This is a genomic window from Mesorhizobium sp. WSM4841, from assembly GCF_055811515.1.
Window position 1 is genome coordinate 12,337 of record NZ_JBVVQC010000041.1, and the last position, 23,162, is coordinate 35,498.

The window sequence follows — 23,162 nt, forward strand, 5'->3', positions numbered from 1 at the left end:
ACCTTTGGTTCGGAAAGGATCATGCGCAGATTTCAAAAGTGTTACAGTGTCCTTTCGCGTCCGAAAGGACGCTCGGCACCGTAGAAGACGGACCGCCATCAGAGGCCGGGCCATGACGACCGAGCTGCCCCTGAAGAAACCACTGCACCGCCACATGCAGTTCGCGGTGTCGGCCTGCATCGGTGTAGTGGCACTGGCGATCGCGCTGGTCTTGCGCACTCCGCTGGCCCTTTCGATCGGCGCCAATGCGTTTTTCGCCGCCTACACCGTCATCGTCGTCGCCCAGATGCCGCTGCTCACCGACCGCTATCTGAGCAAGAACGCGCGGGCCACCGACCAGCCGGTGCTGGTCATCTTTGCGGTGACGCTGATTGTCGTCACCGTCGCCATCATCTCGCTGTTCCAATTGATCAATCGGGAGGGCAGCGCGCACCCTGTCGAACTCACCTTCGCGCTGCTGTCGATCCCGCTCGGCTGGTTCACCATCCACGCCATGACAGCGCTGCACTACGCGCATGTTTACTGGGTCAACGATGAAGAGACCAACCCCGGCAGCAAAGCGAAACAGAAAAAGCCGGTCGGCGGTCTCGTATTTGCCGGTAAGGAACGGCCGGACGGCTGGGACTTCCTCTACTTCTCGACCACCGTCGGGATGACCTCGCAGACCTCCGATACCGCGGTCTCGACCACGCAAATGCGTCACATCGTGCTTTTGCATTCGATCCTGTCGTTCTTTTTCAATACAGTGATCGTCGCCGCAGCGGTCAACCTCGCCGTCAGTCTCGGGAGCCGGTAGTATCGGGCAGCTCGTAATAATTCCGTGATCGGATGAAACATCGCTTTGGCTGGCAACGTATTGGGAGGAGAACGATCGGAAAGGCCGACTGAACGGCCGGGAGGACGCGAAAGAATGGAATCGGTTGCCAGGAGCCAATCCACCGTCGGGCCAGATACTGCCCTCCCGAAGGATGCGACGCTGATCTACCGGCAGTCGCGCTGGACGCGGCTGACGCACTGGCTCTGGGCCATCTCGCTGTTCTTCATGCTGCTTTCCGGCCTGCAGATCTTCAACGCCCGCCCACAGCTCTATATCGGCAAGGAGTCGGGATTTGCGTACAACAACACCGTCTTCGCCATTGGCGCCGAGAACACCGCAAACGGCCCGCGCGGCTACACCGAAATCTTCGGCAAACGCTTCGACACAACCGGTGTGCTCGGCTGGTCGGGGCCGGCGGGTCGGGAGACGTCCCGCGCCTTCCCGTCCTGGGCGACGATCCCCTCTTATTATGACCTCGGCACCGCCCGCGTTGTCCATTTCTTCTTCGCCTGGATACTGACCACGACACTGGTCGTGTGGCTGGTCGCCAGCCTGGTCAACGGCCATCTGCGCCGCGATCTGGCCCCGCGCATCGACGATCTCAGGCGTTTGCCGCGAGACATCGTCGATCATGCCAGGCTCAAGTTCCGTCACACGCGCGAATACAACACGCTGCAGAAGATGGCCTATGGCGGCGTAATGTTCGTGCTGCTGCCGCTGATGATCATCACCGGCCTTGCCATGTCGCCGAGCATGAACGCGGCGCTGCCGTTCCTCAACGATCTGCTCGGCGGACGGCAGACGGCGCGGACCATTCATTTCATTGTAATGCTGCTGCTCGTCGCCTTCTTCATCATCCATATGCTGATGATCTTCGCCGCCGGCCCGATCAACGAGCTGCGTTCCATCATCACCGGCTGGTACCGAACCGATCCGCCGGCGCATCGCGGCAAGGCGCCGGAAAGGAGTGCGTGAGATGGCGAAGTTTGTGATCAGCCGCAGGAAATTCCTGACCTCGGCCAGCCTCGGCGTCTCCGGTATCATGCTGTCGGGTTGCGATGCCTTCGACAGCCAGCTTCGCGTCGGCGACGGCCTGCGCAGCTTCCTCGAAGCCGCCAACGGACTGACGTGGCGCGCGCAACGTCTGCTCGCCGGCGATTCGCTGGCGCCGGAATTCACCGAAGCCGACATTCGCCAGCCGCAGCGGCCGAACGGCGTCACCGCGCCGGACGACGATGTCTACAAGGGTCTGCTCGCCAACAATTTCGCCGACTGGCGGCTCGAGGTTTCCGGCCTTGTCGAAAAGCCGCTGTCGCTGACCCGCGAGCAGCTGATGAACATGCCAAGCCGCACCCAGATCACCCGCCACGACTGCGTCGAAGGCTGGAGTTGCATCGCCAAATGGACCGGCACGCCGTTGTCGCTGGTGCTGGATCAGGCGGTGGTCAAGCCGCAGGCGCGCTACGTGATGTTCCATTGCCTCGACACGATCGACCGCAGCCTGTCCGGCGACATCAAATATTACGGGTCGATCGACCTGATCGATGCCCGTCACCCGCAGACGATCCTTGCCTATGGCTTGAACGGCAAGCCGCTGCCGGTCGAGAACGGCGCGCCGCTGCGTGTCCGCGTCGAGCGCCAGATCGGCTACAAAATGCCGAAATATCTCCGCAAGATCGAGCTGGTCGACAGTTTCGCCGCTATCGGCGGCGGCAAGGGCGGCTACTGGGAGGACAATGGCTACGACTGGTACGGCGGCATCTGAGGCCATAGCTCCGCCATTTCCGATCAGTGTTTTAGCGCTTTTTGCTCAAGCGACCTTGTCGATCAGCGGCTTGAGCACCGGATGGATTTCCGGCGAGGCATGTTTGATGAGTGTCAGCAGCGCGCGCTCGTTCTCATGCAGCGGCCGGTCGCTGCCAATGCGCTCGGCCAGCCACTTCGCCTCGCTGGCGTCGATGGTTTCGGCGCGGCGGGCCAGCGCCTCGGCTGCCTTGTTCTTCGATTCCCATTCGGATTCGATATCACCCGGCGCGCTATAGGCTTCCATGATGCCGGCGAGACCGCCCGATACCATGCGGCCGAAGAAGCCGCCGATCTCCGGATCGGCCTGATCCAGGAAAGAATCCCGGCGCAGCGCCACGTCGCGTACCGGCGCTTCGTAGCCGGCCGAGCACATGACGAAATTGGCGATCGCCTTGACGAAGAGATCGTTCCAGGATGGGTCATTGTGGACCGCCGCGGTCCGCTCGTTGATCTTGAATAGCATCTCGGCCTCGGCGCGAGTGATCGCAATGTTGCCGTCGCCGCCATGGGCGTAGAGAATGCGGCGCAGAAGCTCAACCTCGGCTTTGGCGATCAGGCCAGGAACCAGCTTGCCGCCGTGCATCAGTGGCCCCTTGCCGTCGATGACGGCATGGGCGACCTGCTCCAGCGCATAGGCGCAAAGCCCGTTCGGCGAGGATTTCGCCCTTTCCAGCACATGCACCAGCAATTCGAGTTCGGTCCAGCTGTCGACCATGCCGTCGCGCGAAATCGCTCGGACCAGCCAGTCGGCATTGTCCTGCGAGATATAGCCCGCCGGCTTTTCCTGATGAACGATGAACTCGGTGACGGCTTCGATGAAAAAGTCCGGCCATTCCGCGCATTTGTGCTTGGCCGTTGCGTCGAGCGCAAACAGCGCCTCGGCCTCGCCGCGCGTCACCACACCATCGCCGAACACTTCGCGACGCAGCATGACGACATCCTCGGCCGTGATGCGGTCCTTCGAGGTCATGATCAATCCGCCCATTTTCGTTCCCCGTCCAAACGTCGTTTGGACCCATATACCGGCAGTGTCTTGAGAAACCGGCAAACCGCGTGGTTAGCGAAGACTTGTCGGTAAGGTGTCGCTGGCAGGTGACAAGGTGTCGCCCACAGGCTATGGATGAAGAGTCGAGGGCTCAAATTGAGTCCTACCTGTTTGCGGGAGAGAGCAGCGAGAGCTGCCGCCGAAGGGGAAATCGCCCGAAATCTCTCAGGCAAAAGAACCGTAGACGGGAAAGACACTCTGGAAAGTCGGGGCTTGCCCCCGCGCCGAAGGTGTAAGCGCTGCCGACAGAGTTACGGGGCGCGAGTCTCTCAGGCTTCAGACAGAGGGGCACGGACTGGTCGCCATTCGCGGCCGATTGCGTGCGACTCTGGAGATGACATGACGGGCGACGACACCAAACACCTTCCCCTCGAAGACCTGCACGTGGCCGCCGGTGCGCGCTTTGGCGCGTTCGCCGGCTGGTCGATGCCGCTGACCTATCCGGCCGGCGTGATGAAGGAGCACCTTCATGCCCGCGAACATGCAGGGCTGTTCGACATCTCGCACATGAAGCTGTTCGAGATCAGTGGCTCGGGCACCGTCGCACTTCTGAACCGAGCCTGCCCGTTAGACGCCGGCGCGCTTGAGATTTCCCAGTCCAAATACACGTTCCTTCTCAATGAAGCCGCCGGCATCCTCGACGATCTGATCGTCACCCGGCTCGGCCAGGCACGCTTCATGGTCGTCGCCAATGCCGGCAATGCCGAAGCCGACGAAAAGCACCTGCGCGCCCTTGCCATGGATTTTGACGCAAAGGTGGACGCACTCGACCGCGTCTTCCTGGCGATCCAGGGGCCTGAAGCCTGGGCCGCCCTATCCCGCGGCGGCATCGAAACCGGATCGCTGCTGTTCATGCACGGCTTTGAGCCCCGCGAGAACTGGTTCATGAGCCGGTCGGGCTATACCGGTGAAGACGGTTTCGAGATCGGCCTGCCGGAAGCGGACGCGCGAAATCTCGTCGCCAAACTGCTCGTGGACGAGCGCGTGATGTGGGTTGGGCTGGCCGCCCGCGACAGCCTGCGGCTCGAAGCAGGGCTGTGCCTGCACGGACTGGACATCACGCCTGAGATCGACCCGGCCAGCGCCGGGCTGATGTGGGCGATCCCAAAGGAGGTTCGCGCCTCTGGCGCTTTCATCGGCGCCGACGCATTGCGTGCAATCCTGGAGCGCGGCCCGGCGCAGAAACGCGTCGGCCTGAAGCCGGAAGGCCGCCAGCCGGTGCGCACCGGCGCTGCCCTTTTCGACGCCGACGGCGATCCCGCCGGCCACGTCACCTCCGGCGGCTTCGGCCCCTCGGCCACCCATCCGGTCGCCATGGGCTACGTCCTGACAGCGCTGGCCAAACCTGGCACAAAACTCTTCGCCGACGTTCGCGGGACGAAAATCCCGGTCGATATCAATCCCCTGCCCTTCACGCCGCATCGCTACCGCAAAGGATGAACCTTCTCATGGCAAAAACCTATTTCACCGAAGATCACGAATGGCTCCGCGTCGAAGGCGGTGTCGCCACCGTCGGCATCACCGACTACGCACAGGAGCAGCTCGGCGATCTCGTCTTCGTCGAATTGCCGGAGCTTGGGAAAAAACTGGTCAAGGGCGATACGGCCGTGGTGGTCGAATCCGTCAAGGCGGCATCGGACGTCTATGCACCGGTCGACGGCGAGGTCACCGAGGCCAACACCTCGCTCTCGTCGGACCCGTCTTTGGTCAATTCGGCGGCAACAAGCGACGGCTGGCTGTGGAAGATGAAGCTGGCCGATGAAAGCCAACTCGAAGGTCTCCTGGATGAGGCCGCCTACAAAGCCCATATTGGTTGATAGAAGGACCAGGAAAGATGACTGCAGCACCCTACTCCTTCTCGGCCCGCCATATCGGCCCCGGCCTCAATGACGTCAGAGCCATGCTGGCGACGATTGGTGTTCCCTCGGTTGAGACGCTGATCAGCCAGGCTGTGCCGAAATCGATCCGGCTCGACCGGCCGCTGGCCTTGCCGGCCCCGGCGAGCGAAGCGGAGGCGCTGGCCGAGCTTTCAGCGACAATGGCGAAAAATACAGTTCTGAAGAGCTTCATCGGCGCCGGCTACCACGGCGTCCATGTGCCGCCGGTCATCCAGCGCAACCTGTTCGAGAATCCGGCCTGGTATACGGCTTACACGCCCTACCAGGCCGAGATCAGCCAAGGCCGGCTCGAAATGCTGTTCAATTTCCAGACGCTGGTCACTGAGCTGACCGGGCTGCCGGTGGCGTCTGCCTCGCTGCTCGATGAAGCGACGGCGGTGGCCGAGGCGGTCGGCATTGCGTTACGCCATCATCGCGACAAGCGGACCAAAGTGGCGCTCGCCGGCACGCCGCATCCGCAGACGCTCGACGTCGTGCGCACCCGCGCCGAACCGCTCGGCATCGAGGTCGACGGCGAAACCATCGACGACAATACCGCCGCTCTGCTGGTCTCCTGGCCCGACACGTTTGGGGTCTATGGCGACCACAAGGCGGCAATCGAGAAGGCCCGTGCCATCGGCGCGCTGGTCGTCTTCATTGCCGATCCGCTCGGGCTGACGCTGACCGACGCGCCGGCAAGGCTTGGCGCCGACATCGCCGTCGGCCCGATGCAGCGGTTCGGCGTGCCGATGGGCTTTGGCGGGCCGCACGCCGCCTATTGCGCCGTATCCGACAGGCTGACGCGGCTGATGCCCGGCCGCCTTGTCGGTCAATCGACCGACAGCAAGGGCCGCCCCGGCTATCGCCTTGCGCTCCAGACGCGCGAACAGCATATCCGCCGCGACAAGGCGACATCCAACATCTGCACCGCGCAGGCGCTGCTCGCCAACATGGCGACGGCCTATGCGATCTGGCACGGCCCCGCCGGGCTCCAGGCGATTGCCGGCCGAACCCATGAATTGGCTAACCGGCTGGCTGCCGGTCTCAAGGCAGCAGGCGTTTCGGTGCTTGGCGCAAGCCGCTTTGACACCGTGACGGTGGGAGTGAAAGGCAAAGCCGGCGCAATCGCCGCCGCTGCTGAAAAGACCGGCCGATTACTGCGCGTCATCGACGCCGACCACATCGGCATCAGCTTCGATGAGACCTCGACCGATGCCGATCTGGACGCGATCGCGGCGCTGTTCGGCGCCAAGGCGGGCGCCGCTGCCGGCAGCAGCATGCCCGGACAGCCGCGCGGCAAGGAGTTTCTCACGCAGCCCGTCTTCCACGACAACCGTTCGGAAACCGAAATGATGCGGTTCCTGCGTCGGCTGGCCGACAAGGACCTGGCGCTTGACCGCGCCATGATCCCGCTCGGCTCCTGCACCATGAAGCTCAACGCCGCCGCCGAGATGATGCCGGTAAGCTGGCCTGATATCGCCAACCTGCACCCTTTTGCCCCGGCAAGCCATTCGGCCGGCTACCGCGCGATGATCGACGAGCTGGAAGGCTGGCTGGCGGAGATAACCGGTTTCGACGCGGTAACCCTGCAGCCCAATGCCGGCAGCCAGGGCGAGTATGCCGGGCTGCTCGCCATTCGCGGCTATCACCGCTCACGCGGCGAAGGCCACCGCACGGTCTGCCTGATTCCGTCATCCGCGCATGGCACCAATCCGGCGAGTGCGGCGATGGCCGGCATGAGCGTTGTCGTCGTTCGCTGCACCGAGGATGGCAATATCGACATGGACGATATGAGTGCCAAGGCGGCCGAGCATGCGCAAAACCTCGCGGCGCTGATGTTCACCTATCCCTCGACGCATGGCGTCTTCGAGGAAGGCGCGCGCGACCTCTGCGCCCTTATCCATGAGCATGGCGGCCAGGTCTATTTCGACGGCGCCAATCTCAACGCGCTGGTCGGCCTCGCCCGGCCGGGCGACATCGGCGCCGATGTCTGCCACATGAACCTGCACAAGACGTTCTGCATCCCGCATGGCGGCGGCGGTCCGGGCGTCGGCCCGATCGGCGTCAAGGCCCACCTGAAGCCCTATCTGCCAGGTCATGTCACCGAGGGCTCGGCGCATGCCGTGGCGGCCGCACCCTTCGGCAGCGCTTCGATCCTGCCGATCACCTGGATGTACATCCGCATGATGAGCGCCTCCGGTCTGAAGCAGGCGACCGAGACGGCGATCGTTTCCGCCAACTATGTGGCGACGCGGCTCGCACCGCACTTCCCGCTCCTCTACAAGGGCAGGCACGATCGCATCGCCCATGAGTGCATCCTCGACACCCGCGTGCTGAAGGAGAGCTCCGGCATCAGCGTCGACGACGTCGCCAAGCGGCTGATCGACTATGGTTTCCATGCGCCGACTATGTCGTTTCCGGTGGCCGGTACGCTGATGGTCGAGCCGACCGAGTCCGAGCCCAAGAGCGAGGTGGATCGCTTCTGCGAAGCGATGATCGCGATATCGGGCGAGGCAGCCAAGGTGGCGAAAGGCGAATGGCCCTTGGCCGACAATCCGCTGGTCAATGCGCCGCATACAGCGGCCGAGGCACTGGCCGGCCAGTGGACCCATCCCTATTCGCGCCTGGAGGCGGCCTACCCCGCCGGTGATGTCGACACATCAGCCAAATACTGGCCGCCGGTGTCGCGCATCGACAATGTCGCCGGCGATCGCAACCTCGTCTGCTCCTGCCCGCCGCTGTCGGAATATCTGGGTGCGGCGGAGTAGACCATGATCCCGAAAAGTGGAATCCGGTTTTCGGACAAGATCATGGTCTAACAAGAAGATAGAAGCCTCAATCAGGCAGAACGCAAGGCCGGCGCGTCGGCCTTGCTCGTCTTCTGGGCGACGACGCGATTTCGCCCGGCGCGCTTTGCCGCATAGAGTGCGGCGTCGGCTTCGGCCAGCACATGGTCGAGACTGGCCCCATCCGTCCCGCCAAAGCCGATGCCGCCACTGACTGTGCTGCGCAACGGACCAAGCTGGGTGGCCACGACTTCCGTGCCGAAGGCGACGCTGATCTTGCTTGCAATGTCGTAAGCCTTCTCTTCAGTCATCCGCGACATGACGAGGACGAATTCCTCGCCGCCCAGCCGGAAGGCGTCGACTCCGGTCCTGGCATATTTCCTGATGACAGCGGCGAAGCGGCGCAGGACCTGATCGCCGACCGGATGACCGAATACGTCGTTCGTTTTTTTGAAATGATCGAGGTCGAACATGGCAACGGACATGAACGGGCCGAAAACCCGCTCACCGTAGAATGCCGTCAACGCCCGCCGGTTCATCAGCCCGGTCAATGGGTCGGTCATGGTCTCGGCCTTCAATTCGATCTGCGCCTGCAAGTGGTGCAGGGAGAGCGTCAGTGCGCCGAGCCCGGTCATGCAGGCGACCGCCACGACGGAATTCAACCGTTCGGCCCAGTTGTCGGGTGCAACGCCGAGCACCCATTGGCCCTCGACCAGCAGGACCGCGCCGCAAAGCACGAAGGACAGCGCACAGACGCCGCTCAGGAACGATACGACCAGCAATATCCGGCGATCATGACCTCCTTTGATCCAGAACATCACCCCGATAAGCGAGAGCAGCGCCGTTACCGTCGCGTAGGTTACGATGAAGCCGACGCCATCAAGGCCCAGCGACGTCGCGCCTGCGCAAACCGCCATCGCAGCCACGGTCGGCAAGATGGCGCGCCTGTAGTCGCGCACGCCGAGATACTGCATGGCCGACAGGCAGAGGGTCAGGAAGCCCAGGCTGAGAAGCGCAAGCACAATCTGGCAAAGCCACGGGCTGGGATGCCTGGCATAATGCCAGAACAAGACCACATGCACGACGAGCACAAGAATGCCGCACGCCACCGTCAGCATAGAGCGTGCCTGTGGCGCGGTGAACCAGATCGCAAACATGGTGATGCTGATGCACGTGCCCGACAGCGCCGCCGCGAGCAGGAGCGAACTGTAATCCAACATGCGTAAGCAGCAGCCTCTTCAGGAGTTCCGTTGCATTGTAGGCCAGCGGCAGTGCGCAGATACCGTTTTTCGGCCAACCTTTCGACGTAACCTTCGGACAAGGTTTACAAAGCGTCGATGCCCATTTCCGCCGCTTGGTTGTCGAATGGTTTTGCAGTAAGAGGCTCTATCCTCGAACGTAACAGGAACCTCCGTCGCCTGCCCGCAAAAAGCGTGGCAGTATCGGGTGGTGATTCGCAGCATCGGAATCAGGACCAGCATGGACGACAGTAACGATCTTTTCGGCAGTTTGGACAAGCAGCCGCCACCGGTTCGCGCAACCGCGCGCCCGGCCGATCCGCTGGTGCAGGCGGCGAAGCGCCCGGCATCCCGCGACGGCAGCGAGAGCTACAGTGCCGCCGACATCGAGGTTCTGGAAGGGCTGGAGCCGGTGCGGCGGCGACCCGGCATGTATATCGGCGGCACCGACGACAAGGCGATGCACCATCTGTTCGCCGAGGTCATCGACAATTCGATGGACGAGGCGGTCGCCGGCCACGCAACCTTCATCGATGTCGAGCTTTCTGCCGACGGATATCTGGCGGTCACCGATAATGGCCGCGGCATTCCGGTCGATCCGCATCCGAAATTCAAGAAGCCGGCGCTCGAAGTCATCATGACGACGCTGCATTCCGGCGGCAAGTTCGACAGCAAGGTCTACGAGACCTCGGGCGGCCTGCACGGCGTCGGCGTCTCCGTCGTCAACGCGCTGTCGGACCATCTCGAGGTCGAAGTCGCGCGTGGCCGCCAGCTCTATCGCCAGCGTTTTTCGCGCGGCGTTCCGGTGACCGGCCTGGAGCAGCTCGGCGAAGTACACAACCGGCGCGGCACCAAGATCCGCTTCCATCCCGACGAGCAGATCTTCGGCAAGGGTGCGGCATTCGAGCCGGCGCGGCTCTACCGCATGACGCGCTCGAAGGCCTATCTGTTCGGCGGCGTCGAGATCCGCTGGACCTGCGATCCGTCGCTGATCAAGGAGAAGGACAAGACGCCGGCCAAGGCCGAGTTCCATTTTCCCGGTGGCCTCAAGGATTATCTGAAAGCCTCGCTCGGCGACGAATTCCAGGTCACCCGCGAAATTTTTGCCGGCAAAAGCGACAGGCAAGGCGGTCACGGTTCGCTCGAATGGGCGGTGACCTGGTTCGGCGGCGACGGGTTCCTCAATTCCTACTGCAACACCATCCCGACCGGCGAAGGCGGCACGCACGAGGCCGGCTTCCGCAACGTTTTGACGCGCGGCTTGCGCGCCTATGCCGATCTGGTCGGCAACAAGCGCGCTTCGATCGTCACGTCGGAAGACGTCATGATCTCGGCGGCGGGCATGCTGTCGGTGTTCATCCGCGAGCCGGAATTCGTCGGCCAGACCAAGGACAGGCTGGCGACGATCGAGGCGATCAGGATCGTCGAGACTGCCATCCGCGACCCCTTCGATCACTGGCTGGCCGACAATCCGCAGGAAGCCTCAAAACTGCTCGAATGGGTGATCGCACGTGCCGACGAACGGGTGCGCCGCCGCCAGGAAAAGGAAGTGTCGCGCAAGAGCGCGGTGCGCAAGCTGCGCCTGCCCGGCAAGCTCGCCGACTGCACGCAGAATGCCGCGGCCGGCGCAGAGCTCTTTATCGTCGAGGGCGATTCGGCCGGCGGCTCGGCAAAACAGGCGCGCGACCGCGCCAGCCAGGCAGTGCTGCCGCTGCGCGGCAAAATCCTCAACGTCGCCAGCGCCGGCAACGACAAGCTTGCCGGTAACCAGCAGATTTCCGACCTGATCCAGGCGCTTGGCTGTGGCACACGGTCGAAGTACCGCGATCAGGATCTGCGCTACGACCGGGTCATCATCATGACCGACGCCGACGTCGACGGCGCCCATATCGCTTCGTTGCTGATCACCTTCTTCTATCAGGAGATGCCGAGCCTGGTCCGCGGCGGCCATCTCTATCTGGCGGTGCCGCCGCTCTACTCAATCCGGCAAGGCGGCAAGGTCGCCTATGCCCGCGACGATGCGCACAAGGACGAACTGCTGCGCACCGAGTTCACCGGGCGCGGCAAGGTCGAAATCGGCCGCTTCAAGGGGCTGGGCGAAATGATGGCCGCCCAGCTTAAGGAAACCACCATGGACCCGAGAAAGCGCACGCTGCTTAGGGTCGATGTGATCGACGCCGAGGCGGCGACCAAGGATGCGGTCGACGCGCTGATGGGCACCAAGCCGGAAGCCCGCTTCCGCTTCATCCAGGAACGCGCGGAATTCGCCGAGACGGAAGTGCTGGACATCTGAAACGTCTTCTGCTCGGCGAACCGCAAACGGGCGGCCGTCACTGTTGCAAGGCAGTATGTGGCTGGCATCACCGAGCGAAGCGAGGCGGCCGACATGTCGCAGATCGCAGCCTCTCTGCGGATTATCGCCGCGATCGAGGATTTCCCGGATTTTTCGCGAAGGTCTAAGCCGCCGCGATTGCCAGCGCATGGTCGCGCGCGTTTTCGCGCAGCGCATCGAGATGGATCGATTTGACCAGCCCGGCGAGATCGCCTTCGGCGGACTGCCCACCCAATTCCTTCAGCATCAGCCAGCTGACTTCCTGGACGCCGGCGAGGCGCTTGCCATTGGCCACCTCGCGCCAGATCTTTAGCGCACGCAGAATGATCGCGTGCGTGACCGCGGCAAGGCCGGCGCTGCGGAACAGCGCCTGCAGCGCCACGTCGTGCCCGCCGGCCAGCAGCGCTCTCACCCGTTGCTCGGATTGCTGGCTGAGCGCGACCAGCGCCGAGCCGAAGAAGTCGACCTTGCCATGCGCGATGGTGCGAATGATGAAGCTTGCGGTCAGGTCGCCGCGCAGGCGCAGATGCTCGATGAGCGCCGCATGTTCTTCCTGGCGCGTGCCTTCGATCAGCGTCATGGAAGCTTTGACGCAGGCGTCGTGCATGACGCGCTCGGTTCTGGAACGGCCCATCAGCGCCACCACCAGCGGCGAACCTTTGAGCGTTTCACCAAGTTTTATCAGCAGCATATGCCGGCAATCGGCGGGCAGGCGCGCATCGGAAATCAGCGCTTCGCGCACCGAAGGCAGATGGCCATGGCGTTCGGCGATACGGCGGAAGCTGAGCGAAGCGATGTCGGCGCCGCTGTTGGCGAGAAGCGTGGCGCAGGCTTCCGGCTCGCCGATTTCGGCGATCGCCGCTGCGACCGCCATGGAGACGCGCGCACGATCGGCGATCAGTTTCTGCGTCGCCTTCTGGCCGCCGGCAACGCGGTCGATCAGATCGGCATCGGTGAGCATCGGCGAACGTGCCAGCACCAGGCTTGCAACTTCCGGTTGATCGGACGCCAGCGCGCTGATGATCTGCAGCGGCGCGTGATGGCTCATCGACAGCGCTTCTGCAATCGCCAGCCGCACTTTCGACGAGGCATCGTCGAGCAGCAGCGTCAGCGCGGCCTCCGCCGCGCAGCGATCCTCGAAAGGCAGATCGGCATTGATGTAGGCGCGAGCCAGAGCGCCTGCCGCAGCGGCGCGCTCCGAAACCCTCGCCGTGTAGATCCATTTCAGGAAATGCGAAACAACCATGCCGTCCGCTGCGCCCCTAACCCGAGTCCGTTCCCGCCCCGTGACGACCGTAGGCAGAAATGGTTTACGAACGGTTCACCATGTTTGTTAACTGGCTTGCGAGCGCGGTATGCAGCGCCTATCAACCTTTCCTTAGGGCGACATGGTCCCTTTCGGAAAGTACGCTCTAACACTTTGAATCTTCGCATCGTGCTTTCCGAAAAATCGATTCCGATTTCGGGCCGATGCGGCAGCGGAGGACATCGATCATGGCCGGGCTTTATCTGGAAGAGTTCGTCGTCGGCCATGTCTTCCGGCACACGCTGCGGAAAACCGTCACTGAAAGCGACAACATGCTGTTTTCGGTAATGACGCTGAACCCGCAACCGCTGCACATCGATTTCGACTTCGCCGCCAAAAGCGAATGGGGCAAGCCGCTGGTCAATTCGCTGTTCACGCTGGGCCTGATGATCGGCATTTCGGTGAACGACATCACCGTCGGCACCACCATCGCCAATCTCGGCATGAAGGAGACGGTGTTTCCGCATCCGGTCTTCCACGGCGACACGATCCGCGTCGAGACGACGGTGGTGTCGGTGCGCGACTCCAGGTCGAAGCCGGACCGCGGCATCGTCGAGTTCGAGCACCGCGCCTACAACCAGAACGACGTGCTCGTCGCCAAATGCACGAGGCAGGCGATGATGATGAAGAAGGCGGCCTGACCGATGCGCTCGCTGCTGTTCGTTCCCGGCGATTCCGAAAAGAAGCTGGAAAAGGCGTTTGGCGCGGGCGCCGACGTGGTCATCGTCGATCTCGAGGATTCGGTTGCGCCACAAAACAAGGCTTTGCCACGCGACATCGCCGCACGGTTCATCACCGAACACAGGCATCAAACCAGATCCGCAATCTATGTCCGCATCAACGATCTCTCGACCGGCCTGACCGATGACGACCTGGCGGCACTCGTGCCAGTGAAACCCCACGGCATCATGCTGCCGAAGTCGAACAGCGGCCAGGATGTCCAGCATCTCTCGGCCAAGCTCAGGGTGCACGAGGCCGAAAGCGGGCTGCCGGATGGTGCGATAAAAATCCTGCCGATCATCACCGAAACAGCTGCCGGCGTGCTGGCGGCTGCGACCTACGCCAACGCAAGTGCGCGGCTTGTCGGCGTGACCTGGGGTGCGGAAGATCTATCGGCAGCAATCGGTGCGCGCACGGCCCGCGACGAGAATGGCCGCTACACCGATGTGTTCCGCTTCGCCCGCACCATGACCATCCTCGCCGCGGCTGCCGCGGAAGTCGCGGCGATCGACACGGTTTTTCCGCACTTTCGCAACATGGCCGGCTTCGAGGCGGAATGCGCCGAGGCAGAGCGCGACGGCTTCACCGGCAAGATGGCGATCCATCCGGCCCAAGTGCCGGCCATCAACGCCGCCTTCACGCCGTCGGCCGAGGCGGTGAAACACTCCCTGGTGATCGTCGAGGCATTCGAGGCGGCTGGAAATCCCGGCGTCGTCGGCATCGATGGCAAGATGTACGACCGGCCGCATCTCAAGCTGGCAGAGCGACTTCTGGCGCGAGCCAGAGCGGCAGGGATTTCGGCCTAAAATTTTCCCAGCCTAATCTTTTCTCCAGCGAGGCCGGCTCATTGAAAATATCTCGCTGACGCTGGCATAGTCCATATAGCCGAGACGGCCGACATTGCCCGCCTTGACGATATCGAACATGCCGTCTTTCAGAAATGCATCGTCGATATGCACGCCGACGACTTCGCCGGCAACGACGACAGCGCCGGTCAGCGTCCCGTCCAGCGCCTTTGGCCGCAGGATCTCTGTCACCCGGCATTCAAGCGCCGCGGGCGCTGCCGCCACGCGGGGCGGCGCAACAAGGCGCGACGGCGCCATGGTGAGATCGGCATAGTCGAATTCGGTGACGCCGCGCGGCGCATCGACCGCCGTGCGGACCATTTTTTCAGCAAGATCGCGGCTGACGAGATTGGCGACGAACTCGCCTGTTTCTTCGGCGAAGGTGGCGCTGTCCTTCTCGCCTTCGGACGAAAACCACACGATGAAGGGCCGCGTCGAAAACGCATTGAAGAAGGAATAGGGGGCGAGGTTGACCTCGCCGGCCTTGTTCACCGTCGAGATCCAGCCGATCGGCCGTGGCGCCACGATCGCCTTGGACGGGTCATGCGGCAGCCCGTGACCTCTAGACGGCTCGTAGAACATTCAGCCCACCCACGGCCCCGCATAGTCGGCATAGAGCTTTGCCGGATCAGGCCGCGGCCGCTCCGGCGCCGGCCCCTGATAGGAGCCGATATGGACGAATCCGACGACCCGCTCATGCGGCGCCAGCCCCAGGATCGCCCTGCCCTCCGGCACATCGGAATACCAGTTGCTGATCATGTTGGTGCCATAGCCCAGCGCATTGGCTGATATCATCAGGTTCATCGCCGCCATGCCGCCGGACAGGAACATCTCCCATTGTGGGATTTTTGGGTTTTCCTTCGGGCTCGACACCACGCCGATCACCAGCGGCGCGCGCGAAAAGCGCGCCAGTTCCTGGTTGTAGCGGCCCTCTGGCAACGGCCCTTCGCGTTGTTCGGCAAGGCTTGCCAACTTCTTGCCGATCTCGACGCGTGCCTCGCCCCGGTAGAGGATGAAGCGCCAGGGCTCGAGCCGGCCGTGGTCCGGCACCCGCGAGGCGGCGGCAATCATCGTCGCGATGTCAGCGTCGCTAGGTGCTGGTTCCTTCAACTCCGGGATCGGCGCGGAATTTCGGGTCAGCAGAAAATCGATGATCGGCGACGCCATGGGCGCAAGTCTCCTTGGAATTTAAGCTGAAGCGCACCATCGGGCATCGGGCGGCTCGCGGCAGCGGCGCGGCGCGCCGACAAAGAGCCTCTAGCAGAAGCTGATCGGACTCTTAAGCCTTGAAATTGCCACCGCCTTGGGCTTCAACGCAAGGCATGTTTGAGGGGACATTGCGACTTTTGCTGATCTGGCTCGCTGCCGCGCTGTTGATGGTGCCGGTGTCGCTTGCCGTCGCTCAGGATGCGGACGGCCTCGGAGACCTGAAACTTCCCGGAATTTCGAGCTATGCGCCTCCGAAAAGCGATGCACCGCTGGCATCGGGGAGCAGCGGGGCGATCACGCTGTCGGCGCAATTGACTGACAAGGGCGCCGACATCACACGCGGCATCGTCTGGCGCGTCTTCAAGCCTGACCCCATCGGCGACGGCAAGCTGCCGATGGTCGCTTCCGCCCATGGCGGCAGCGCGGTGTTCCAGCTCGAGCCCGGCAGCTATCTGGTCCATGCCTCTTACGGCCGGGCCGGCGCCACCAAGCGCATCACCGTCGGCAAGGACGCCAAGCGCGAAAGCCTGGTGCTCGATGCCGGCGGACTCAAGCTCGACGCCGTGCTGTCGGGCGGGGTGCGCATACCGCCGAAGAAATTGCGCTTTTCGATCTATGAAGGCCAAGCCGAAGCCAATCACGATCGCGCCCTGATCATACCCGACGTCGAGCCGAACAGCGTCGTGCGGCTGAACGCGGGCGTCTATCACGTCGTCTCGACCTATGGCTCGGTGAATGCGGTCATCCGCTCCGACATCCGCGTCGAGGCCGGCAAGCTGACCGAAGCGGCCGTCGAGCACCGTGCGGCGGAGATGACCATGAAGCTGGTACGCGAGTCGGGTGGAGAGGCGATTGCCGACACCTCCTGGTCGTTGCTCAACGAATCCGGTGATCCCATCAAGGAAACCGTCGGCGCCTTTGCTTCGATGGTGCTTGCCGAGGGCGACTACACCATCATCGCCAAGAACCGCGACCGGATCTACCAGAAGGATTTTACCGTCGTGGCCGGGCAGAACAAGGAAATCGAGGTTTTGGCCACGGAGGCTTCGGCGATGGATCCTGAGGAAGGCGCGGACTAACCGTCCGGACACTGCCCTGTAGATTCGGGTCCAGCAGCCTATGATTTGTCGATCAGGCCGCCTTGCGTATGCGTCGCGGCAGGAATTGGCCGCGGCCGCGCGCCTCGGCCGGCGCCAGATCGAAAACGCCACGATGGAGGCGGTCGAGCAAAGCCTTGCGATCGCGCAGCGGCTCCAGTTCGTCCCATCCCAACACGTCGCCGATGCGCACGTCGATCGATTTGCCCGACAGCCGCGCGAATTCGTGGATGAGTAGGGAAATGCGCAGCGTCAGCGAAGCCCTACCGACTAACTTCGCCACACGCCCGTCGCGCTCGGCCATGTTCATCGGTCCGCTGACCAGGTGGAACAGCCGGCCGTTCTGGCCGGAAAAGTGCATTGGGACAACCGATGCCTTGGCATCCTGGACGAGACGGGCCGGAAACATCTTCCACGGCAGATCACGCGCCCGGCCAAAACCTTTCGGCGCGGTGGCGACGCCGCCCGCGGGGAAGATGACGATGATGACGCCCTCTTTCAGCAGCCGCACCGCCTCATGGCGCACCGCCATGTTGTTCCTGAGCGCGTCCTTGGTCTCGGAAAAGTCGATCGGCACCGAATAGGGCTCCATCTCGCGGATCTTGAGCAGATCCTTGTGGATCATCACACGGAACGGGCGCTGAAGCTGCTCGGCCAGCGAGAGCACCGCAATGCCGTCGCCGATCCCAAACGGATGGTTGGCGACGATCACCAGCGGCGTGTCAGGCAATTTTCCCGGCGGCCATTGGCCGGTGGTCCGCACCTCGACATCGATCAGCTCCAGCATGCGGCTGAACACGCGCTCGCCGGTCGGCACCACATGGCGCCGCCAAAAGTCATAGAGGGCCGCGAAGCGGTCGCGACCGGACAGGCCTTCGATGGAGTGGATGAACCAGCGCGTCAATGCCGGCTGATGCGGGCTGGCATAGGAAAGCTCGGGAAACGGTCTTTCGCGCAACTTCAGCTTGAGCATGAGGGCTCGTTACAAGGCTGGCGTGACAAGCATGTGAAATGGCAGGCATGTGAAATAGCGGCATGTGAAAATGGCGGTGGATCGCTCCACCGCCATTCCGTCGACAAATCCGGCTGAACTCAGTCCGCTCGTTTGCGCCTGCGGTCGGGCGTTACCGCCTCTTCGGCCAGCATTGCCACCGCCTTGCCAAGGCCAAGCGACTCCTGGTCGCGCGAGCCGAGCCGGCGGATGTTGACCGTCTCTTCCTCCGCCTCGCGCTTGCCGCAGACGAGGATGACCGGAACCTTGGCCAGCGAGTGCTCGCGGACCTTGTAGTTGATCTTCTCGTTGCGAAGATCGGTCTCCGCCAACAGTCCGGCTGCCTTCAGTTGCGCGACGACCTTTTGCGAGTAATCGTCGGCATCGGAGGTGATCGTTGCAACCACCACTTGCAGCGGTGCGAACCACAGCGGGAAATGGCCGGAATAATTCTCGATCAGGATACCGAGGAAGCGCTCCATCGACCCGCAGATGGCGCGATGCACCATCACCGGCTGCTTCTTTTCCGAATCGGAACCGATGTAGAAGGCGCCGAACCGTTCCGGCAGGTTGAAGTCGACCTGCGTGGTGCCGCATTGCCAGTCGCGGCCGATGGCGTCCTTCAGCACATATTCGAACTTCGGCCCGTAGAACGTGCCCTCGCCCGGATTGACGCCCGTCTTGATCCGGTTGCCCGACCGCGCCGCGATCTTGTCGAGCACGTCCTGCAGCACGCCCTCGGCATGATCCCACATCGCGTCGGTGCCGACCCGTTTTTCGGGGCGGGTCGCCAGCTTGACGGTGATTTCGTCGAAGCCGAAGTCGGCATAGGTCGACAGGATCAGGTCGTTGATCTTGATGCACTCGTCGGCGAGCTGTTCCTCGGTGCAGAAGATGTGAGCATCGTCCTGGGTAAAGCCGCGCACCCGCATCAACCCATGCAGCGCGCCGGACGGCTCATAGCGATGCACATTGCCGAATTCCGCAAGTTTTACCGGCAGATCGCGGTAGGACTTCAGCCCGTGCTTGAAGATCTGGACGTGGCCGGGGCAGTTCATCGGCTTCAGCGCAAACATCCGGTCGTCGTCGGTGTCGTCGCCGGCAACCGTCACCTTGAACATATTGTCCCGGTACCAGCCCCAGTGGCCTGACGTCTCCCACAGGCTCTTGTCGAGCACTTGCGGCGCGTTGACTTCCTGATAACCCTGCTCGTCGAGGCGGCGGCGCATGTAGTTGACCAGGTTCTGGAACATTCTCCAGCCCTTGGCATGCCAAAAGACGACGCCCGGCCCCTCCTCTTGGAAATGGAACAGGTCCATCTCGCGGCCGAGCTTCCGGTGATCGCGCTTTTCGGCTTCCTCCAGCATCATCTGGTAGGCATCGAGCTGCGCCTGGTCAGCCCAGGCCGTGCCGTAGATGCGGGTCAGCATCGGGTTGTTGCTGTCGCCGCGCCAATAGGCGCCGGCCACCTTCATCAGCTTGAAGGCGCTTCCGATCTGCCCGGTCGAGACCATATGCGGGCCGCGGCAGAGGTCGAACCAATCGCCCTGCGCGTAGATCTTGAGGTCCTGATTTTCGGGGATGGCTTCGATCAGTTCCAGCTTGTAGCGCTCGCCCTTCTCGGCAAAGATTTTTTTCGCCTTCTCGCGCGACCACACCTCTTTGGTGAACGGCTTGTTGCGCGCGATGATCTCGCGCATCTTTTTCTCGATCACCGGGAAATCGTCGGGCGTGAACGGCTCGTTGCGGGCAAAATCATAGTAGAACCCGTTCTCGATCACCGGGCCGATGGTCACCTGTGTACCCGGCCACAATTCCTGCACGGCTTCGGCCAGCACGTGTGCTGCGTCGTGGCGGATGAGCTCCAGCGCGCGCGGGTCTTCGCGGGTGATGATCTCGACCTTGCCGGACTTGCCGAGCGGATCGGAAAGATCGCGCACCACGCCATCGATCGAGTAGGCGACCGCCTTCTTGGCCAGCGACTTAGAGATCGATTCTGCCAGGCCGGCGCCGGTCATCGCCGCGTCGTAGTCGCGGACGGAGCCATCGGGAAATGTCAGGGAAACGGAATTCAGCATAAAATTCTCCTATCCAGTCCCGCAAACGAGCGCGGGTGGTGAATTGCACGTCGCCCAAGAGTGTGCAGCGGTTTTGGGGCTACGACATGCACAAGGTAAACGCCGGATGTGCGTCCGGCGGCAGTCTTTTATGGGCAGATTCCCGTGCCGTAAAGGCGAATGGCCGATCACTTGCTCTTGTTGATGAGATTCGGCAGGTCTTTCAGGAATATCGCCCGCGTCTGAGGACCCTTGGGCGTGTCGGAACGTTTCGTATCGATTACCAGGCGGGCAAAGACGATATTGCGCGTATCCTTGTTGGCCCAGCCGACAAACCAGCCAAGCCAGCGCTTGTCGGCGCTGTCGCCAAGCCTGGTGGTCCCGGTCTTGCCCTGCACGGTCCAGCCACCTGCCTGGAAGGTCGGCAAGATCGCCTCGGTCATCGCATAGGCCTTATCCGAAACCGGCAGTTTGCGGGCGAGCAAGCGGCGCAAGAAATCGACCTGTTCAACCGGCGATATCTCAAGGGAAGAATTCACTCAGGACCGGGTGAGGCCATCATTCTTGCCGGGAGTGCCGCAAACATCGGTGTTGCTGTAGTCGAATTTCGAGACGTAGCCGGCAAACCGTTCGCTGCCGAGGCGGCGGGTGATTTCCCCCGAAAACCACAGCACCGAGTCCTTTTCCCAGATCGTCGGATCGACGGTTTTCTGGTCCCGCTTAACCGCCTTGAACTCGGGCTTGTAGTCCCACGCCGGCGTGTGCGCGTCGCCCAGGATTCCCGCGTCATAGCCGATCAGGGCCAATGGGACCTTGAACGTCGAGGCGGGACTGAAGCGCTGGTCACAAATCCCTTGCCGATGCAGCGTTTCGCCGCTCGCAGCATCCAGGATCAGCGTGCATTCGACGTCCTTCAGTGGCGCGGATTGAGCGCGGATCGGAAAACCAAACAGCCAGGCCAGAAGGTAGATAACCAAGGCGAAAACGAATGGGCGGCGGTCGATCTGGCGCATTGGGGCAATCTCTCCTGAGCATGTCAGGAGCGGCTTAGCGAGGCGTCATGTCTCGATTTTGTCTTAAATGCGCAACGTGCGGTTAACCCTAGCAAATCGTAAAGATCTGCCCGATGCAGAGCTCTCCTTTCCGCATCAGCTTTCAGGGTCACTGCGCTTTTTTCCAATCCGCCAATACCGCCAGGGCGTGAACCAGACATAGCGCTCGGTCAGCACCTCCGGCACGCGGTCAATGCCATGCGTTCCGCCCGGCCCGCAGCGCAGCACCCGGAAAAACCCCATCCAGCCGCCCGCCCATAATCCATGGCGGGCGATCGCTTCGTGCGCGTATTCGGAGCAGGTCGGCAGATGCCGGCAGGAATTGCCGACAAAGCCGGACAGCGTCAGCTGATAAAAACGCACGAGCGACGTGCCGAGGATTCGGCCGGGCGTCTTGCGCCACGGGCCGGGCCAGTTGCGTGTGTATCGCGGCCTCTGATGCGTGTGATCCGTCGCCATTTGACGGCTACGCCGCCTGTTCGGCGCGCTTCTTCTCGATCTGGCCGATCGCGTCGACCACCGCATCGAAGGTCAGCATGGTCGAGGCATGGCGCGCCTTATAGTCGCGCACCGGTTCGAGATACCTGAGGTCGGCGAAGCGGCCACCCGGCGGCGCGCCGTTTTCCTTCAGCATCTTCAGCATCGTCTCGCGAACGCTGCGCAATTCATCCGCGCTGGCGCCGACGACATGTTGCGCCATGATCGAGGACGACGCCTGGCCAAGCGCGCAGGCTTTGACGTCATGGGCGAAATCGGTGACGACGCCGTCATCCATCTTCAGATCGACGGTCACGGTCGAGCCGCACAGCTTGGAATGCGCGCGCGCGGTTGCATCAGGATGGTCGAGCCGGCCGATCCGCGCGATATTCCCGGCAAATCCCAGAATTTTCGCATTGTAGACGTCGTCGATCATATTTTTCCAATCCGTCGCCGCCAAGCGAACAGCGATTGCCGCTGACGGTCTTCCTTTCGCTCGGCACGATCATATATAATGCTGGTACTCGGGTATGGACAAGGCAACCAACAACCTCGTCTTTGCTCAAATCACTTCACGCCGCTTACGGGCTGGAAACAGGGCACGTTTCTAACACCCGAAAGGTCGTGGTCCGTTCAACTCGTTCCTCCTGAGAGGGGAACTACGGGAGACGCCTTTATGGATGCCGTCATCAAGAAATTCATGCCCCCTTCCGCCTATATGGAAAAGCCGGTCACCGATCGGCCGACCGAAGCCGAAGCCGAGGCCGCGGTTCGCACGCTGTTACGCTGGACCGGCGACAATCCGGACCGGGAGGGCCTGGTCGATACGCCAAAGCGTGTGGTGAAGGCCTATCGCGAAATGTTCGGCGGCTACGACAAGTGCCCGGCCGAGGAACTCGGCCGCACTTTCGAGGAAGTCGCCGGCTATGACGACCTTGTCCTCGTCAAGGATATAACATTCCATTCGCACTGCGAGCACCACATGGTGCCGATCATCGGGAAGGCGCATGTCGGCTATCTGCCGGATGGCAAGGTTGTCGGCCTGTCCAAGATCGCGCGCGTCGTCGATATCTTCGCCCAGCGCCTGCAGACCCAGGAAGCCATGACCGCACAGATCGCCGGCGTCATCCAGGACGTGCTCAATCCGCGCGGCGTCGCCGTCATGCTCGAAGCCGAGCATATGTGCATGGCCATGCGCGGCATCCGCAAGGAAGGCTCGACGACGCTGACCTCGACCTTCACCGGCGTGTTCAAGGACACGCCCGAGGAACAGGTCCGTTTTGTTACCATGGTGCGCGGCGGCAGGGGCTGAACGACCGTCGCCGGTCGCTAGCCATGCCCCCGAGAAGTGGGAACCGGTTCTCGGATAGGATCATGGCCAAACAACAAGACAGGGCCTCCCCCCCAAACAAACCAAAGGCTATGGGGCCCGGCCGGCACCCGCCCCGCGCCGGCGGCCGGGGCACTTTCGACAGCCGCCACCAACAAACCACCCCAGCCCACAACC

Annotated in this window: 20 protein-coding genes, 1 pseudogene and 1 riboswitch; of the genes and pseudogenes, 11 read left to right on the forward strand and 10 right to left on the reverse strand. The window is 62.6% G+C overall.

Annotated features, from left to right (window positions below):
* Positions 1-112: 112 nt before the first annotated feature.
* From AC0L14_RS31005 to AC0L14_RS31015, 3 genes are all read left to right on the forward strand, one after another.
* The gene (locus AC0L14_RS31005) at positions 113-796 is read left to right on the forward strand and encodes a DUF1345 domain-containing protein (protein WP_473487252.1); all 684 of its coding nucleotides are present in this window, start codon (positions 113-115) and stop codon (positions 794-796) included.
* Between the two features lie 114 nt (positions 797-910).
* Positions 911-1,792: a cytochrome b/b6 domain-containing protein gene (locus AC0L14_RS31010; RefSeq protein WP_473487251.1), complete on the forward strand. Its 882-nt coding sequence runs from the start codon at positions 911-913 to the stop codon at positions 1,790-1,792.
* Position 1,793: 1 nt separating this feature from the next.
* Positions 1,794-2,582, forward strand: a complete 789-nt coding sequence (locus tag AC0L14_RS31015) for a molybdopterin-binding protein (RefSeq protein ID WP_473487250.1) — start codon at positions 1,794-1,796, stop codon at positions 2,580-2,582.
* A 45-nt stretch (positions 2,583-2,627) separates the two neighbouring features.
* On the opposite strand, the gene AC0L14_RS31020 is transcribed toward AC0L14_RS31015, so the two are convergent.
* Complete coding sequence (locus tag AC0L14_RS31020) at positions 2,628-3,608, reverse strand: hypothetical protein (protein WP_473751777.1); 981 nt, start codon at positions 3,606-3,608, stop codon at positions 2,628-2,630.
* A 164-nt stretch (positions 3,609-3,772) separates the two neighbouring features.
* Positions 3,773-3,859: riboswitch (glycine riboswitch) on the forward strand.
* A gap of 148 nt (positions 3,860-4,007) precedes the next feature.
* On the opposite strand from AC0L14_RS31020, the gene gcvT reads away from it, so the two are divergent.
* The 3 genes from gcvT to gcvP are packed head-to-tail and all read left to right on the forward strand — an operon-like array spanning position 4,008 to position 8,313.
* Complete coding sequence (gcvT, locus tag AC0L14_RS31025; RefSeq protein WP_473529212.1) at positions 4,008-5,108, forward strand: glycine cleavage system aminomethyltransferase GcvT; 1,101 nt, start codon at positions 4,008-4,010, stop codon at positions 5,106-5,108.
* Between the two features lie 8 nt (positions 5,109-5,116).
* Positions 5,117-5,485 carry a glycine cleavage system protein GcvH gene (gene gcvH, locus AC0L14_RS31030; RefSeq protein WP_123150707.1) on the forward strand — a complete coding sequence of 123 codons (369 nt, stop codon included), beginning with the start codon at positions 5,117-5,119 and terminating at the stop codon, positions 5,483-5,485.
* A 17-nt stretch (positions 5,486-5,502) separates the two neighbouring features.
* Complete coding sequence (gene gcvP, locus AC0L14_RS31035) at positions 5,503-8,313, forward strand: aminomethyl-transferring glycine dehydrogenase (RefSeq protein WP_473751778.1); 2,811 nt, start codon at positions 5,503-5,505, stop codon at positions 8,311-8,313.
* Between the two features lie 71 nt (positions 8,314-8,384).
* Here the strand turns inward: gcvP and AC0L14_RS31040 are convergent, their stop codons facing one another.
* On the reverse strand, positions 8,385-9,551 hold the full coding sequence (locus AC0L14_RS31040; protein WP_473751779.1) for a GGDEF domain-containing protein: 1,167 nt from the start codon (positions 9,549-9,551) through the stop codon (positions 8,385-8,387).
* A 259-nt stretch (positions 9,552-9,810) separates the two neighbouring features.
* Here AC0L14_RS31040 and parE point away from each other — a divergent pair, with 259 nt between their 5' ends.
* Positions 9,811-11,862, forward strand: coding sequence for a DNA topoisomerase IV subunit B (gene parE, locus AC0L14_RS31045; RefSeq protein ID WP_473529215.1), 2,052 nt, complete (start codon positions 9,811-9,813; stop codon positions 11,860-11,862).
* Positions 11,863-12,025: 163 nt separating this feature from the next.
* On the opposite strand, the gene AC0L14_RS31050 is transcribed toward parE, so the two are convergent.
* Complete coding sequence (locus AC0L14_RS31050; protein WP_473751780.1) at positions 12,026-13,147, reverse strand: DUF2336 domain-containing protein; 1,122 nt, start codon at positions 13,145-13,147, stop codon at positions 12,026-12,028.
* A gap of 224 nt (positions 13,148-13,371) precedes the next feature.
* Between AC0L14_RS31050 and AC0L14_RS31055 the strand changes: the two genes are divergently transcribed.
* Both AC0L14_RS31055 and AC0L14_RS31060 read left to right on the forward strand, forming a co-directional pair.
* A complete protein-coding gene (locus AC0L14_RS31055; protein WP_473487241.1) occupies positions 13,372-13,848 on the forward strand; it encodes a MaoC family dehydratase in 477 nt (158 codons plus the stop codon).
* A 3-nt stretch (positions 13,849-13,851) separates the two neighbouring features.
* Positions 13,852-14,733, forward strand: coding sequence for an HpcH/HpaI aldolase/citrate lyase family protein (locus tag AC0L14_RS31060; protein WP_473529217.1), 882 nt, complete (start codon positions 13,852-13,854; stop codon positions 14,731-14,733).
* 12 nt (positions 14,734-14,745) lie between these two features.
* Here the strand turns inward: AC0L14_RS31060 and AC0L14_RS31065 are convergent, their stop codons facing one another.
* Positions 14,746-15,354: a flavin reductase family protein gene (locus AC0L14_RS31065; RefSeq protein ID WP_473529218.1), complete on the reverse strand. Its 609-nt coding sequence runs from the start codon at positions 15,352-15,354 to the stop codon at positions 14,746-14,748.
* Positions 15,355-15,939, reverse strand: coding sequence for a nitroreductase family protein (locus AC0L14_RS31070; RefSeq protein ID WP_292185691.1), 585 nt, complete (start codon positions 15,937-15,939; stop codon positions 15,355-15,357).
* Between the two features lie 155 nt (positions 15,940-16,094).
* On the opposite strand from AC0L14_RS31070, the gene AC0L14_RS31075 reads away from it, so the two are divergent.
* Positions 16,095-17,060: a hypothetical protein gene (locus AC0L14_RS31075; protein ID WP_473487239.1), complete on the forward strand. Its 966-nt coding sequence runs from the start codon at positions 16,095-16,097 to the stop codon at positions 17,058-17,060.
* Positions 17,061-17,112: 52 nt separating this feature from the next.
* On the opposite strand, the gene AC0L14_RS31080 is transcribed toward AC0L14_RS31075, so the two are convergent.
* The 5 genes and pseudogenes from AC0L14_RS31080 to AC0L14_RS31100 all read right to left on the reverse strand — a co-directional run bounded on the left by AC0L14_RS31080 (position 17,113) and on the right by AC0L14_RS31100 (position 22,091).
* On the reverse strand, positions 17,113-18,051 hold the full coding sequence (locus AC0L14_RS31080; protein WP_473529219.1) for a lysophospholipid acyltransferase family protein: 939 nt from the start codon (positions 18,049-18,051) through the stop codon (positions 17,113-17,115).
* A 119-nt stretch (positions 18,052-18,170) separates the two neighbouring features.
* Positions 18,171-20,147, reverse strand: coding sequence for a threonine--tRNA ligase (gene thrS, locus AC0L14_RS31085; RefSeq protein ID WP_473751781.1), 1,977 nt, complete (start codon positions 20,145-20,147; stop codon positions 18,171-18,173).
* A 167-nt stretch (positions 20,148-20,314) separates the two neighbouring features.
* Positions 20,315-21,139: pseudogene (gene blaOXA / locus AC0L14_RS31090) on the reverse strand (class D beta-lactamase).
* Between the two features lie 135 nt (positions 21,140-21,274).
* Positions 21,275-21,637 carry a membrane protein insertion efficiency factor YidD gene (gene yidD / locus AC0L14_RS31095; RefSeq protein WP_473487236.1) on the reverse strand — a complete coding sequence of 121 codons (363 nt, stop codon included), beginning with the start codon at positions 21,635-21,637 and terminating at the stop codon, positions 21,275-21,277.
* A 7-nt stretch (positions 21,638-21,644) separates the two neighbouring features.
* Positions 21,645-22,091 carry an iron-sulfur cluster assembly scaffold protein gene (locus AC0L14_RS31100; RefSeq protein WP_473487235.1) on the reverse strand — a complete coding sequence of 149 codons (447 nt, stop codon included), beginning with the start codon at positions 22,089-22,091 and terminating at the stop codon, positions 21,645-21,647.
* A 240-nt stretch (positions 22,092-22,331) separates the two neighbouring features.
* Between AC0L14_RS31100 and folE the strand changes: the two genes are divergently transcribed.
* Positions 22,332-22,967, forward strand: a complete 636-nt coding sequence (folE, locus tag AC0L14_RS31105; protein ID WP_023801043.1) for a GTP cyclohydrolase I FolE — start codon at positions 22,332-22,334, stop codon at positions 22,965-22,967.
* The last annotated feature ends 195 nt before the right edge of the window (positions 22,968-23,162 follow it).